14 protein-coding genes are annotated in these 13,175 nt (G+C 64.8%); 11 read left to right on the forward strand and 3 right to left on the reverse strand.

The annotated features are described in order from the left end of the window. Positions 1-77: 77 nt before the first annotated feature. Positions 78-755, reverse strand: a complete 678-nt coding sequence (locus P9254_RS25790) for a GntR family transcriptional regulator (RefSeq protein ID WP_127213796.1) — start codon at positions 753-755, stop codon at positions 78-80. A gap of 134 nt (positions 756-889) precedes the next feature. Between P9254_RS25790 and P9254_RS25795 the strand changes: the two genes are divergently transcribed. The 8 genes from P9254_RS25795 to P9254_RS25830 all read left to right on the forward strand — a co-directional run bounded on the left by P9254_RS25795 (position 890) and on the right by P9254_RS25830 (position 9,662). Then, on the forward strand, positions 890-1,477 hold the full coding sequence (locus P9254_RS25795) for an amino acid synthesis family protein (RefSeq protein ID WP_067328500.1): 588 nt from the start codon (positions 890-892) through the stop codon (positions 1,475-1,477). Next, the gene (locus P9254_RS25800) at positions 1,470-3,263 is read left to right on the forward strand and encodes an alpha/beta fold hydrolase (RefSeq protein ID WP_278055581.1); all 1,794 of its coding nucleotides are present in this window, start codon (positions 1,470-1,472) and stop codon (positions 3,261-3,263) included. The genes P9254_RS25795 and P9254_RS25800 overlap by 8 nt, the downstream gene beginning before the upstream one ends. Further along, the gene (locus P9254_RS25805; protein ID WP_278055583.1) at positions 3,260-4,297 is read left to right on the forward strand and encodes an LLM class flavin-dependent oxidoreductase; all 1,038 of its coding nucleotides are present in this window, start codon (positions 3,260-3,262) and stop codon (positions 4,295-4,297) included. The genes P9254_RS25800 and P9254_RS25805 overlap by 4 nt, the downstream gene beginning before the upstream one ends. A 22-nt stretch (positions 4,298-4,319) precedes the next feature. After that, positions 4,320-5,792, forward strand: coding sequence for an aldehyde dehydrogenase (locus tag P9254_RS25810; protein WP_278055585.1), 1,473 nt, complete (start codon positions 4,320-4,322; stop codon positions 5,790-5,792). A gap of 65 nt (positions 5,793-5,857) precedes the next feature. Continuing rightward, positions 5,858-6,862, forward strand: a complete 1,005-nt coding sequence (locus P9254_RS25815) for an ABC transporter substrate-binding protein (RefSeq protein WP_067328491.1) — start codon at positions 5,858-5,860, stop codon at positions 6,860-6,862. A 61-nt stretch (positions 6,863-6,923) separates the two neighbouring features. Then, positions 6,924-7,784 carry an ABC transporter permease gene (locus tag P9254_RS25820; protein WP_127241173.1) on the forward strand — a complete coding sequence of 287 codons (861 nt, stop codon included), beginning with the start codon at positions 6,924-6,926 and terminating at the stop codon, positions 7,782-7,784. A gap of 1 nt (position 7,785) precedes the next feature. Then, positions 7,786-8,586 carry an ABC transporter permease gene (locus tag P9254_RS25825; RefSeq protein WP_067328485.1) on the forward strand — a complete coding sequence of 267 codons (801 nt, stop codon included), beginning with the start codon at positions 7,786-7,788 and terminating at the stop codon, positions 8,584-8,586. Continuing rightward, the gene (locus tag P9254_RS25830) at positions 8,583-9,662 is read left to right on the forward strand and encodes an ABC transporter ATP-binding protein (protein ID WP_278055589.1); all 1,080 of its coding nucleotides are present in this window, start codon (positions 8,583-8,585) and stop codon (positions 9,660-9,662) included. Before P9254_RS25825 ends, P9254_RS25830 begins: the two co-directional genes overlap by 4 nt. A 53-nt stretch (positions 9,663-9,715) precedes the next feature. Here P9254_RS25830 and P9254_RS29020 read toward each other — a convergent pair whose 3' ends face one another. Then, positions 9,716-10,033: a hypothetical protein gene (locus P9254_RS29020; protein ID WP_336619674.1), complete on the reverse strand. Its 318-nt coding sequence runs from the start codon at positions 10,031-10,033 to the stop codon at positions 9,716-9,718. Between P9254_RS29020 and P9254_RS25835 the strand changes: the two genes are divergently transcribed. Next, positions 10,014-10,436 (forward strand): DAK2 domain-containing protein, encoded by a 423-nt coding sequence (locus tag P9254_RS25835; protein WP_336619673.1) that lies wholly within the window; start codon positions 10,014-10,016, stop codon positions 10,434-10,436. The genes P9254_RS29020 and P9254_RS25835 overlap by 20 nt on opposite strands. An 88-nt stretch (positions 10,437-10,524) precedes the next feature. Here P9254_RS25835 and P9254_RS25840 read toward each other — a convergent pair whose 3' ends face one another. After that, positions 10,525-11,382 (reverse strand): LysR family transcriptional regulator, encoded by an 858-nt coding sequence (locus P9254_RS25840; protein ID WP_127241171.1) that lies wholly within the window; start codon positions 11,380-11,382, stop codon positions 10,525-10,527. 128 nt (positions 11,383-11,510) lie between these two features. Here P9254_RS25840 and P9254_RS25845 point away from each other — a divergent pair, with 128 nt between their 5' ends. Both P9254_RS25845 and P9254_RS25850 read left to right on the forward strand, forming a co-directional pair. Beyond that, entirely contained in the window at positions 11,511-12,593 is a 1,083-nt protein-coding gene (locus tag P9254_RS25845; RefSeq protein ID WP_095799496.1) for an amidohydrolase family protein, read from the forward strand. A gap of 11 nt (positions 12,594-12,604) precedes the next feature. Next, positions 12,605-12,958 carry a Rieske (2Fe-2S) protein gene (locus P9254_RS25850; protein WP_066994002.1) on the forward strand — a complete coding sequence of 118 codons (354 nt, stop codon included), beginning with the start codon at positions 12,605-12,607 and terminating at the stop codon, positions 12,956-12,958. The last annotated feature ends 217 nt before the right edge of the window (positions 12,959-13,175 follow it).

Below are 13,175 nucleotides of genomic sequence, written 5' to 3' on the forward strand. Positions count from 1 at the left end.
ATAGGATAAACCGGAATTCGGCATGGCGGGATTTGGGCGAAAGCGCGTCGCCTGAATCCGTTCCAGCGCGACACGCTTTAGAGAGGGTCAAGGCGGAGTTTGTCCCGGGCGATCTTCCAGGCGGATTCGACGTGGCGCCGTGCCGCGGCTTCCGCCTCCTGCGGCTTACGCGCCCGGATCGCCTCCATAATCGCGTTCATCTCGGCGATCGCCGGCTCGCGACGGTTTGCCGAGGCGATCGTCATCGAACGCAGCTGGTTGATGCGCACATTCAACCCGCTGACGATCTCCCAGGCGACACGCTTGTCCGCAGCCTCGAAAAGCGCTTCGTAGAACTTCGTCGTCGCGCGCATCACCGCCGGCGGCTTGCCCGAGGCCCAGGCCTCGAAGAGCTCGCCGAGGGCGTGCTCCAGTACGGCCAGTTGGCCATTGGTGGCCGATTGTGCGCAGGCGCGCGCCGCGATGCCCTCGAGCAAAGCCCTGAGCTCATAGATCTCGTCGGTGCGGCCGATATCCGGCTTGGCCACAGCTGGACCATGCCCAGGGATCATCTGCACAAGGCCTTCAGCCTCCAGTTGCCGGAGGACCTCGCGCACAACCGATCGGCTGACGCCGAGCTGGTCGCAAAGCGGCCGCTCGACCAGCCTTTCGCCGGGCTGAAAATGAAAATCCATTATGGCCTCGCGCATGCGCTCAAGAGCCAATGTTCTCAAGGTCTTGGCGCTGCGATCGATGCGAAGCGTGTCGTCCTGCATGTCTCTGCTCCCTTGGCCGCCACGAAAACAGATTCCATGGCAGGTTGACAAGGTATTTGGTGCTCCATACTATGGTATACCATAAGACGACAGAGGAGTTGGCGTTTCTCGAGCGCCACCTGACAGAGGTTTCCATGCAGCCGGCCATTCGCAAGATCGTCACTTACAGCGAGAACACGCTGATCGAAGGCGGCAAGGCAGCATCCAAGCCGCTGCGCCTGATCGGCGTCGCCGCCGTGCTGACGAACCCCTGGGCGGGTCGCGGCTTCATCGAGGATCTTTCGCCCGAGATCCGCGCCTTTGCGCCGGTGCTTGGAGAAACCCTGACCCGCGAGATCGTTGCCGCCGCCGGCTCGGCCGAGGCGATCGAGGGCTACGGCAAGGCCGCGATCTGCGGCACGTCGGGCGAGATCGAGCATGCCTCGGCGCTGATCCACACACTGCATTTCGGCAATCACTATCGCCGCGCCGTCGCCGCCAAGACCTATCTCGCCTTCACCAATCTGCGTGGTGGGCCGAACACACCGATCATGATTCCGCTGATGGACAAGAATGACGAGGGCCGCCGCTCGCACTATCTGACCGTGCATTTCCAGATCGGCGACGCACCGGCGCCGGACGAGTTGGTCGTGGCGCTCGGTGCTTCGATCGGCGGCCGTCCTCACCATCGCATCGGCGACCGCTATCAGGACCTCAAGGAAGTGGGCGACCTGCATGGCTGACGCCGTCGCACCTGGATGGACCCGGGCAGCCGCGCCCGACGGAACCGGCTTTATCCGCGCCGGATCGGGCGCGCCGGTGCTGTTCATCCACGGCGTCGGCATGAACGCGACGATCTGGCAGCCGCAGATCCAGCGGATGGCTGACCGCTTCGACCTGATCGCCATCGACATGCTTGGCCACGGCCGCTCGCCGCTGCCGCCGCAGGAGCCGGAACTCGCCGACTATGCCGCGCAGGCGATCCGGCTGCTCGATCATCTCGGCCTCGACAAGGTGTCCGTCGTCGGTCACTCGATGGGGGCTTTGGTCGCGCAGGAACTCGCGCTGCTAGCGCCGGAGCGCATCCGCCGTGTCGTGTCGCTCAACGCCGTGTTCCGTCGTCCGCCTGATCTGGCCCAAGCCGTGCTCGAGCGCGCGGCGGCGCTCACCGGCCACGGCGATGCGGCGGGGGTCGCCCAGACCATCGCCCGCTGGTTCGGCGATCCGGTTCCGGCCGAGCTCACGGCGGCGGCCGGGAAGGCGGCGGCAGCGTTGAGCGAGGTCGATCCCGAAGGCTACGCCCGCACCTATCGCCTGTTCGCCCGTGCCGACGGCGACCACGCCGAGCGCCTGCAGACCCTGGCCATGCCGGCGCTGTTCATCACCGGCTCCGAGGACAAGAACTCCTCGCCGGCAATGTCGGCCGCCATGGCCAGGCTCGCGCCGCATGGCCGCTGCACCGTTCTCGCCGGCCAAAGGCACATGATGGCGGCGGCGGCACCGGATCTCACCTCACGATGCATCGCCGAGTTCCTGAACGAAGGTGAAAGCCTGGAGCAAGGAGCAGCAGCGGACGCCAGCTTCGACAGCGGCGAGTTCCGGCGTGCGCTCGGCTCCTTCCTAACAGGCGTCACCATCGTCACCACGATCGGCGCGGAAGGCGAGCCGCGCGGGTTCACCGCCAACTCGTTCACATCGGTGTCGCTTGATCCGCCGCTGGTGCTGGTCTGCATCGCCCACAAGGCGCTCGGTCATCCGGTGTTCGCGACATCGAAGAGCTTCGCCATCAACATTTTGAACGAGACCCAGAAAGCGGCCTCCGGCATCTTCGCCTCGAAGGCAGCGGATAAATTCGCGTCGGTCGACTGGCGCCCGGGGAAGACCGGCAGTCCGGTTCTCGACGGCTCGGTCGCAACCTTCGACTGCGATATGGAGCGGTTGGTCGAGGCGGGCGACCATTCGATCCTGATCGGCCGCGTCCGCGACTTCCAGCACAATACCTCGCAGCCTCTCGGCTATTGCCGCGGCGCCTACATCACGCCCGGGCTCAGTCAGGAGGCGCTGGCCGCCGCCCAGCCCGGCACCGATGTCGGCGCCATTCTCGAAAACGGCGGCCGTATCCTGTTCCTCGAAACGCCAGACGGCTTCCTCGAACTGCCGCGCGGCCGGGGGCTGGGCTCGGCAAGCGACGGCAAGAGCCTCAACGGGCTTCTGGCCGCAAAGGCCATCGAGGCCCAGCTCGGCTTCCTCTTCGCCGTATGGGACGACGCGGGCAATCCCTCGCGCACCCATGTTTACTATCGCGGTACCTTCGACGTGCCGGCTTCCAGCGATCGAGGCATCCGGCTGATCGACATCGACGCGATCGACGGCTTGAAGATCGCCGATCCGGCCATCCGCTCGATGCTCACCCGCTATGTGCGCGAATGCACTGAAGACGCATTCGGCGTCTATGTCGGCAACGAGGTCGAAGGCGAGGTAAGGCCGCTCGCCAGGACCGCCGCCCTCAATACAGGTGACCAGGGATGAAGTTCTCGCTCTTCGTGCATATGGAACGCTCGGATCTCGCCAAGCCGCATTCGGAGTTGTTGCGCGAGTTGGGTGAGCTGGTCCTGCTGGCGGAACAGGCGGGCTTCGAGACCGCCTGGATCGGCGAGCATCACGGGATGGAGTTCACCATCTCGCCCAATCCATTCATCAACATCGCCTATCTTGCGGCCAAGACCAGCCGCATCCGCCTAGGCACCGGAACCATCATCGCGCCCTTCTGGCACCCGATCAAGCTTGCCGGCGAGGCGGCGATGACCGACGTGATTGCCGGCGGCCGGCTCGACATCGGCATCGCCCGGGGCGCCTACAGCTACGAATATCAGCGCGTCTTCCCCGGGCTCGATGCCTGGGGCGCCGGGCAGCGCATGCGCGAGATCATTCCGGCGATCCGAGGTCTCTGGGACGGCGACTACAAGCACTCCGGCGAATTCTGGCAGTTCCCGCCAACCACCTCCTCTCCCAAACCCCTGCAAAAGCCCTACCCGCCGATCTGGGTGGCGGCGCGCGATCCGAACTCGCACGACTTCGCTGTCGCCAACGGATGCAAGGTCCAAGTGACGCCACTGGCGTCCGGCGACGATGAGGTTGCAAGCCTCATGCAGCGGTTTAACGACGCCTGCGCCGCGCATCCCGAAATCCCGCGTCCGGAAATCATGCTCTTGATGCACACGTTCGTCGCCGAGGACGCCGCCGATGCCGATCGGCTGAGCCAGGATCTGTCGAACTTCTACTGCCAGTTCGGCGCCTGGTTCCAGAACAAGAAGCCGGTGCACCAGGGCATTTTGGAACCGCTGAGCGCCGAAGAGATCGCGGCCATGCCGCAATACGCGCCGGACAAGATGCGCCAGAACCTGGTGATCGGCGAGGCGCACGAGGTGGTCGCGCGGCTGAAAGCCTATGAGACGCTAGGCTTCGACCAGTACTCGATCTGGATCGACAGCGGCCTTTCGCACGAGCGCAAGAAGAAATCGCTGCAATTGTTCATCGACCGGGTGATGCCGGCCTTCATCTGATCGCGAACGAACGGGCAAGGCCATGACCGACGCCGCATTCAGGAACTTCATCGACGGCCGCTTCGACGAGCCGTCGGCCAGCTTCGACAGCGTCGATCCGTCGACCGGTGCGCCATGGGCGAAGATGCCGGCTGCAAGCGAAGCCGATGTCGACCGCGCCGTCGAGGCCGCGCATCGTGCGCTGCGCACCGGCCCTTGGGCATCGATGACAGCAACCGCGCGAGGCAAGCTGCTGGTCAGGCTCGGCGACCTCGTGGCCGCCAATGCGGGCCGCCTGGCCGAGCTGGAGACGCGCGACACCGGCAAGATCATCCGCGAGACGCGCGCCCAGATCGCCTATGTCGGCGACTATTACCGCTACTATGGCGGACTCGCCGACAAGCACGAAGGCGCGCATGTGCCGATCGACAAGGCCGATCTCGACGTCACCATCCGCCGCGAGCCGATCGGCGTGGTCGCCGCGGTGGTGCCGTGGAACTCGCAGCTCTTCCTCTCGGCGGTCAAGCTCGGCCCGGCGCTTGCCGCGGGCTGCACGGTGGTGCTCAAGGCCTCAGAGGACGGCCCGGCACCGCTGCTCGCCTTCGCCGAGTTGGTCAGCGAAGCAGGCTTTCCGGCCGGCGCCGTCAATATCCTCACGGGCTTCGGCCAGGAGTGCGGACGGCGCCTGACGAGTCATCCGCTGGTCTCGCGCGTCGCTTTCACCGGCGGCCCGGCCACGGCGCGCGCCATCGTCAGGAACACGGCGGAAAACCTCGCGCACACGACGCTCGAGCTCGGCGGCAAGAGCCCGGTCGTCGTCTTCGCCGACGCCGACCTCGACAGCGCCGCCAATGCGGTCGTCGCCGGCATCTTTGCGGCGACCGGACAGAGCTGCGTCGCCGGTTCGCGCCTGCTGATCGAGCGTACCGTAAGACAAGAATTCCTTGGTCGGTTGAAGCGCAAGGCCGAAGCGATCCGCATCGGCGATCCTCAGGATCCGGCCACCGAGATGGGGCCGCTCGCGACCCTGCGCCAGCGCGACCGGATCGAGACCATCGTCGCCGAAAGCCTCGCCGCCGGGGGCACGCTGGTCACCGGCGGCAGGCGCCCCGACGCCGGCGCCGGCTTCTACTATGCGCCGACGATCATCGATGCCGGTGATAGCAACCTGCCCTGCGTACGCGAGGAATTGTTCGGGCCGGTGTTGAGCGTGCTCGCCTTCGACACCGAGGCCGAGGCATTGGCTCTAGCCAACGACACGCCCTTCGGTCTCGCCTCCGGCGTCTTCACCTCGAATCTCGGCAAGGCGCACCGCATGGCGCGCGACATCCGTGCCGGCGTCGTCTGGGTCAACACCTATCGCGCCGTGTCGCCGCTCGTTCCCTTCGGCGGCTACGGGTTGTCGGGTCTTGGCCGCGAAGGCGGGCTCGACGCCATCCGCGACTACACGCGCTCGAAATCGGTCTGGATCAAGACCTCGGACGAGCCGATTCCCGATCCCTTCGTCATGCGCTGAGAACGCATGCCGAGGGTGCAGCGACAAGAACAAGAAACGGAACAGAGAAATCAGAGGAGAATGACATGAGACTGATCTTAGCCGGCGTGCTCGCCGGGCTGCTATCGGCAACCGCCGCCAAGGCCGACGAAATGGTATTCACCAGCTGGGGCGGCACCACGCAGGAAGCGCAGACCAAGTCCTGGGCCGAGCCGTTCGCGGCGAGCTCCGGCATCAAGGTGCTGCAGGACGGCCCGACCGACTACGGCAAGCTGAAGGCCATGGTCGACGCCAAGAACGTGACCTGGGACGTGGTCGACGTGGAAATGGATTTCGCCATCAAGGCCGCCAAGGACGGGCTGCTCGAGCCGATCGACTTCGCCGCCGTGCCGAAGGCCGATCTCGACCCGCGCTTCAGCAACGAGCATGCCGTCGGCAGCTTCTACTATTCCTTCGTGCTGGCCTGGAACAAGGGCGCCGTTTCGGGTGAGCCGACAAGCTGGGCCGACATGTTCGACACCAAGAAGTTTCCCGGCAAACGGACCTTCTACAAATGGTCGGCGCCGGGCGTGATCGAGATCGCGCTGCTCGCCGACGGCGTGCCGGCGGACAAGCTCTATCCGCTCGATCTCGAGCGCGCTTTCAAGAAGCTCGACACGATCAAGTCGGATATCGTCTGGTGGGGCGGCGGCGCGGAGTCGCAGCAGCTCATCGCTTCGGGCGAGGCTGCCTTCGGGCAGCTCTGGAACGGCCGTGTCTTCGCGCTCGAGAAGGACGGCGCCGATGTCGGCGTCTCCTGGAACCAGAACCTCACCGCCGCTGACGTTCTCGTCGTGCCGAAGGGCGCCAAGAACAAGGACAGCGCGATGAAGTTCCTCGCCGCCGCGACCAGCCCGACCGGCCAGGCGAAATTCGCCGAGGCAAGCGGCTACGCGCCGATCAACACCAAGGCCAAGGCGGAAATGCCCGCCGACGTGGTGAAAGGGCTGCCCGACGCGCATGTCGAGGGCCAGATCAATCTCGACATGAACTACTGGGCCGAGCACCGCGACGAGATCGCCACGCGCTGGTACGCCTGGCAGACCAAGTAGCGCCACAGCAAGCCGGGGGCGCGGCAAGCCGCTCCCCCTTCGGGACGACGGGAACCGCTCGATGCAAGCACACTCCCTCAGCCGCGGCTCGGTTGCCGGCCTGCCGGCCGGCAGCGGCGGCGCCCTGCCGGCCCTGGTGCTGGTCGGCCTGTTCTTTGTCGTGCCGGTGGTCGCGCTCTTGCTGCGCAGCGTCACCGATCCCGAGCCCGGCCTGCAGAACTATGCCGCGCTGTTCGGCAGCGGCACTTATGTGCGGGTGTTTCTCAACACCTTCCTGGTCGCGGCCGTCGTCACCGTCGTGACCATCCTCGTCGCGTTTCCGGTCGCCTGGATGCTGGCGATCATGCCGCCGGCGCTCGGTTCGGTCGTCTTCGGCATCATCATCCTGTCGATGTGGACCAATCTCCTCACCCGCACCTATGCCTGGATGGTGCTTTTGCAGCGCACCGGTGTGATCAACCGGGCGCTGATGGGGCTCGGCGTCATCCACGAGCCGCTGCCGCTCATCAACAATTTGACCGGCGTCACCATCGGCATGGTCTACATCATGCTGCCCTTCATGATCCTGCCGCTGGTCGGCACGCTGCGCGCCATCGATCCGATGACGCTGCGCGCCGCCGCCCTTTGCGGCGCTAGCCCGTCGCAGGCATTCCGCCGCATCCTGCTACCGCTGTCCCTGCCCGGCATCGCCGCCGGCGGGCTGATGGTCTTCGTCATGTCGCTCGGCTATTTCGTGACGCCCGCGCTGCTCGGCGGCACATCGAACATGATGCTCGCCGAAATGATCGCCCAGACGGTGCAGTCGCTGCTCAACTGGGGGCTCGGAAGTGCTGCGGCCTTCGTGCTGCTCGCCGTCACCATGGTGCTCTACGCGATCCAATTGCGCATGCTCGGCGCCAGGCGCCTCGCCGGAGGGCTCTAAGATGCTGCTCGACTACGACCGGCTCGGATGGCTGCGTGCGGCGCTCGCCGGCTTCACTGCGCTCATCGCGGCTTTCCTTCTGTTACCGGTGGTCTTCATCGTCCTGTTGTCGTTCGGCTCGTCGCGCTGGCTGGCCTTTCCGCCACCAGGCTGGACGCTGAAATGGTATCAGGAACTGCTTGCCGACCCGGCCTGGGTCGACGCCGCTTTGACCAGCGCGAAGATCGCCGCGATGGCCGCCATCCTCGCGGTTCTGATCGGCCTGCTCGCCTCGTTCAGCCTGGTCAGGGGCGAATTTCGCGGCCGGCAGTTCCTGCGCGGCCTGCTGCTGACGCCGATGGTGCTGCCGGTGGTGGTTTTCGCCATCGCCATCTACGCCTTTTTCCTGCGCATCGGGCTCGCCGGCACGACGATCGGTTTCGTCATCGCCCACACGATCCTGGCGCTGCCCTTCGCCATCATTCCGATCGCCACCGCGCTCGAAGGTTTCGACAAATCCATCGAGGACGCGGCGATCGTGTGCGGCGCCAGTCCGCTGCAGGCAAGGCTCAGGATCACCCTGCCCTCGATCCGCATCGGCATCTTCTCAGCGGCGATCTTTTCCTTCCTCGCCTCATGGGACGAGGTGGTGGTGGCGATCTTCATGGCGAGCCCGACCCTGCAGACCTTGCCGGTGAAGATCTGGGGCAGCCTGCGTGCCGATCTGAGCCCGGTCGTCGCCGCCGCCTCCAGCCTGCTCGTCGGCCTCACTCTCGCCCTGATGATCGTCACCGCACTCCTTCGCAGAAGACTGTCCAGATGACCCGGCCATTCCTGTCCATCCGCGCGGTGAGAAAGGCGTTCGGCGCCTTCGTCGCCGTCCACGACGTCACCATCGATGTGCCGAAGGGCGAATTCCTGACCTTTCTCGGGCCGTCAGGCTCCGGCAAGTCGACGACGCTCTATGCGATCGCCGGTTTCCAGGATCCGACGTCGGGCGACGTGCTTTTGGAAGACAAGTCGCTGCTTTCGGTGCCGTCGCACAAGCGCAACATCGGCATGGTGTTCCAGCGCTACACGCTGTTCCCGCATCTGAGCGTCGCCGAGAACGTAGCCTTTCCGCTGCGGGTGCGCCGCCGGCCGGATGCCGAAGTGAAGCGCAAGGTCGCCGATATGCTGGCGCTGGTGCGCCTGGAAAAATTTGCCGACCGCTATCCCGGCGCGCTGTCCGGCGGCCAGCAGCAGCGCGTGGCGCTTGCCCGCGCGCTCGCCTACGATCCCCCGATCCTGTTGATGGACGAGCCGCTGTCGGCTCTGGACAAGAAACTGCGCCAGGAAATCCAGGCCGAGATCCGCCGCATCCACCGCGAGACCGGCGTCACCATCCTCTATGTCACGCACGACCAGGAGGAGGCGCTGCATCTTTCCGACCGCATCGCCTTGTTCAAGGAAGGCCGCATCGAGCAGATCGGCACCGGCGAGGATCTTTATCTCAGACCCGCGAGCGAGTTCGTCGCCGGCTTCATCGGCAATTCCAACTTCCTGCCGGCGGAGCACCTCGAAACAGAGAACGGCGTTGCCTTGGTGCGGCTGGCCGATGGCTCGATCGTCAAGGGCGTGAAAGCCACACAGGCGCTCGGCCGCGGCCAAAAGGCCAGGCTGATGGTGCGGCCGGAAGCGTTCCGCCTGACCTCCATGGAGGGGAATGCATCGCTTGCCGTCGAGATCGTCGACACCGCCTTCTTCGGCGATCGCCGGCGCGTCGTGGCGCGCACGGGGTCGGGCGACGAGATCGATATCAGGCCAACTTCGGATACAGCCGAACCGGGCGGCACCGATGCCGCTTCGGGACGGCAGATTTTCTTCGATCCCGCTACGGCCTTCCTGTTTCCGGTCTGAAGCCGGGCTGGGTCATCCCCGCGACTGGCTCGCCGCCATCCAGTGCCACGTCGTCACAACCGCGACATGGCCGGCGCCTCGATCACCGTCATGCATCTCGATGACGAATTGCAACGCATGATCGACCATCCGTGCGACTGCGCCATGTTCCGGAGCTGAGCGAGATGGACTTCACGTCCGGGGATTTGAAAGCCCTTTTCGGCACTTTCTCCGAGCGGATGGCGACGGAACGCGACAGGCTCTGCGCGCTCGACGGAGTGATCGGGGACGCCGACCACGGCGTCGCCATGGAACAAGGCATGAAAGCCGCGGCCGAAGCGGCGCAAGCCGCCGAAGGCACGCTGCGGGATTATATTCAATACCGCGGCCAAAGGCTTTCTCAACGCAGTCGGCGCCTCCTCCGGACCGCTCTACGCAACCGCGCTTTTGCGCGCCGTCAAGGCCGCGGGTCCGCGCGCATCGATGCCGACCGGCGAGTTGCGTACCATCATTGCGGCGATGCGCGACGGCATCGCCCAGCGTGGCAAGGCGGAACTCGGCCAGAGGACAATGCTCGACGCCTGGGGGACGGCCGCCGACGCGGCAGTCAATGGCCGCAACGCCGATGCCATAGCCGCCGCTGCCCGCCGGGGCGCGGAAGCGACGCGCGACATGATCGCAACCGTCGGTCGCGCCGCGCGTCTCGGCGAGCGCTCGCTCGGCAATGCGGACCCCGGCTCGGTCTCGGCCGCAATGCTGGTCGAAGAAATCTGCAGGGCGATAAAGATCGCTTAGGCGGTGTGCCGCCATGCGATCAGCACTTGCCAGCAGGCCTGCATTCGATACAGGAGGCGCTTCAGCCGTTTACGATCGATTGTATCGATCAACTCTCCAGCGACATGACGGCAAGGTGAAGCGCGCGGACGCCTTTCTTAATGATCGGCTCATGTCGGCGTCGGGCGAGGACCGCCGTGTAGACGGGCTGATGCAGAGTTGGAGCTTCTTCCACGATGTGGGAGGGGCGCTCGGCGGCGAAGCGTCGCGCATCCTCGGCGCGCATGTAGCATGTGCCGCCGGCCCGCCGCAGCATATTGTCCGCAAGCGTCTCGGAGCCCATCGAAAGCCGGCACGCAGTCAGGTTTGGCAGCGCCTCGGCATGAGCCTTCTCGAGCGCCACCGTGTAACCCGGCCGGATGTAACTGTCGGGGCTTACATCGCAAAGCCTGCGCGCCGTGGTCGAGACCATCACATATTCTTCGACCATGAGCTGGTCATATGTGATCTCGGGCAGGTAGCGCGGAGCGTAAACAACGGCAATATCAAGGTTTCCCAGGCTCAGATCCGATATCATCTGCGGCGAATAATCGGATTCGACGTGGATCGAGGACCGGGGCAAGACTTGCAGCAGCATTTCCAGCCAACCAGGCAGGATCGAGCGGGTCATCCCGACCTGGGCAGCGACCCGTAGGCTGCCCTCGAACCTGTTGAAGGCGCGCACATCGTGACGCGCCTGGGACCAGGTCGACAGCATCGACCGCGCATAGGCCTCAAACCGCCGCCCTGCCGCCGTCGGCTCGGCACCGGCGCGGCCGCGGTGGAAGAGCTCGGATCCAACGGCGGTTTCCAGGTTCTTGATACGGGTGCTGACCGTCGATTGCGTCAGTCCGAGGCGCTCCGCCGACCGGTTGAAGTTCCGCGATTCGATGATGTCCAGAAAGGTTTCGACCTGTTCCAGCTGCATGGGCCAGCCAATCGATTTTTACGATCGTATCCGCCCGATCATACGCTTGATCCAAACACTGACAAGGCAGAAGTTCGATGCAAGCAACCCAGGGGCCTCCAGCGCGCCCGCATCATTTAGAGGGACAAGTGTTCATAGTCGATTGCGATTGCCACAATTACTGGTCCAGCGCGACGGTGCTGGAGCCCTACCTGTCCGGCGTCTGGAAAGACATGTTCATCGAAGGCGAGAAGACCGGCCCCGTCGGCGCCTTTCCGCACGGCCATCGCCCCTGGTTTCATCCGCAGGATTTCTCCCGGAAGGACGTGCGGCCGAAGGTCGAGGCGGACAATTACCTGATCATGAAGGAGAAGCACCTCGATAAATACAATATCGGAGTGGCAATCCTGACTGGCGACGAGCCGATCGAGGCTTCGACGCTGGCAAATCCCTATTACGCCAGCGCGCTGGTAAGCGCCTATAACGACTATCAGATCAATGAATGGCTGCCGAAAGACAGCCGCTTGATGGGCTCCATCGTCATCGCGCCGCAGGACCCACGCCTTGCGGCGGCGGAGATCCGGCGGCTCGGCGCGCATCCCCGGATGGCGCAAGTTCTGGCCTCCCAAGGCTCGGTGCGGCCGTATGGCGATCCGTTCTATCACCCGATCTTCGAGGCCTGTGCCGAGGTCGGCTTGCCGTTCGCCATACATCTTGGCGGGCATGGCGGCATCAACTGGAATGCCGTCGCGCCCGCGCCCACGACTTTCTTCTGGGAGACCCATGCGATCCTGCACATGTCGGCCATGTCGCATGTCGCGAGCATGATCGCGCATGGTGTGTTCGAAAAATGGCCGGATCTTTACTTTGTCGTCATCGAGTGCGGCATCGCCTGGGTGCCGTCGGTGCTCTGGCGACTTGACGCCGACTACAAAGCCCTGCGCAAGGAGACGCCATGGCTGAAGATGCTGCCGTCGGAATATTGTCGACGCAACATACGCTTCTCCACGCAGCCGTTAGAGCAACCGTCGAACGTCAAACACCTCTGGGCGCTCCTGGAAGCGATGGACGGGGAGAACACGCTGCTGTTTGCGTCCGACTACCCGCATTGGGATTACGATGACGTCAACACGCTGCACATCCCGCCGGAATGGCGCGGCAAGGTGCTCGGCCAGAATGCGCTCGATGTCTACAAGCGGATCCCCCGCCCGCAAGCCGCCGCGGCAGCGTGACGAGGACCCAAATGGCCGAGAAGACGTATATCTGTCGCGCCGACGAGATCCAGGTCGGGACGCCATTCATCGCCAAGGTGCGCAGCCTGTCGATCGGCGTGTTCCGGATCGGCGATAGTTTCCATGCGCTGCTGAATGTTTGTCCTCACCGAGGCGCTCCGCTTTGCGAAGGGCCGCAATGCGGAACGACCGCTCCCGTCGAGGGACCCGAATTCATCTACCACCGCGAGAACGAAATCGTTCGCTGCGCCTGGCATGGGTGGGAGTTCGACATCCAGACGGGTGCGGCCCTGGTCAACCCGTCCGTTCGCGCGCGGACGTTCCCAGTCACCGTCGAGGCCGGGAGCATTTACGTGACGGCCTGATCGGAGCGGCGCGCGCCTTGGCGACCGGTTGGGCGCCGTTACCCGAAGCAGCCGTCTTATGCGCCCGGCTTTTGGCATGCTGCTGCTGGCGCCGATCGCATCGGCATCCGCTGCAATAGGCCGCTGACGGATCGGCGCCGGTTTCTTCGCGACAAACCGCTGGGCTATGGCGAAGACGCATTTGCGGCTTGGCAGGTCAACATGTGGCGTTAGAAAT

The sequence above is a fragment of the Mesorhizobium sp. WSM4983 genome, assembly GCF_029625765.1.
Lineage (GTDB): Bacteria > Pseudomonadota > Alphaproteobacteria > Rhizobiales > Rhizobiaceae > Mesorhizobium.

Coding starts and splice junctions, on each gene's coding strand:
- P9254_RS25810 (WP_278055585.1), top strand. CDS start 4,320: ATGACCGACGCCGCATTCAGGAACTTCATCGACGGCCGCTTCGACGAG.
- P9254_RS25825 (WP_067328485.1), top strand. CDS start 7,786: ATGCTGCTCGACTACGACCGGCTCGGATGGCTGCGTGCGGCGCTCGCC.
- P9254_RS25850 (WP_066994002.1), top strand. CDS start 12,605: ATGGCCGAGAAGACGTATATCTGTCGCGCCGACGAGATCCAGGTCGGG.
- P9254_RS25840 (WP_127241171.1), bottom strand. CDS start 11,382: ATGCAGCTGGAACAGGTCGAAACCTTTCTGGACATCATCGAATCGCGG.
- P9254_RS25805 (WP_278055583.1), top strand. CDS start 3,260: ATGAAGTTCTCGCTCTTCGTGCATATGGAACGCTCGGATCTCGCCAAG.
- P9254_RS25820 (WP_127241173.1), top strand. CDS start 6,924: ATGCAAGCACACTCCCTCAGCCGCGGCTCGGTTGCCGGCCTGCCGGCC.
- P9254_RS25815 (WP_067328491.1), top strand. CDS start 5,858: ATGAGACTGATCTTAGCCGGCGTGCTCGCCGGGCTGCTATCGGCAACC.
- P9254_RS25800 (WP_278055581.1), top strand. CDS start 1,470: ATGGCTGACGCCGTCGCACCTGGATGGACCCGGGCAGCCGCGCCCGAC.
- P9254_RS25795 (WP_067328500.1), top strand. CDS start 890: ATGCAGCCGGCCATTCGCAAGATCGTCACTTACAGCGAGAACACGCTG.
- P9254_RS25830 (WP_278055589.1), top strand. CDS start 8,583: ATGACCCGGCCATTCCTGTCCATCCGCGCGGTGAGAAAGGCGTTCGGC.
- P9254_RS25790 (WP_127213796.1), bottom strand. CDS start 755: ATGCAGGACGACACGCTTCGCATCGATCGCAGCGCCAAGACCTTGAGA.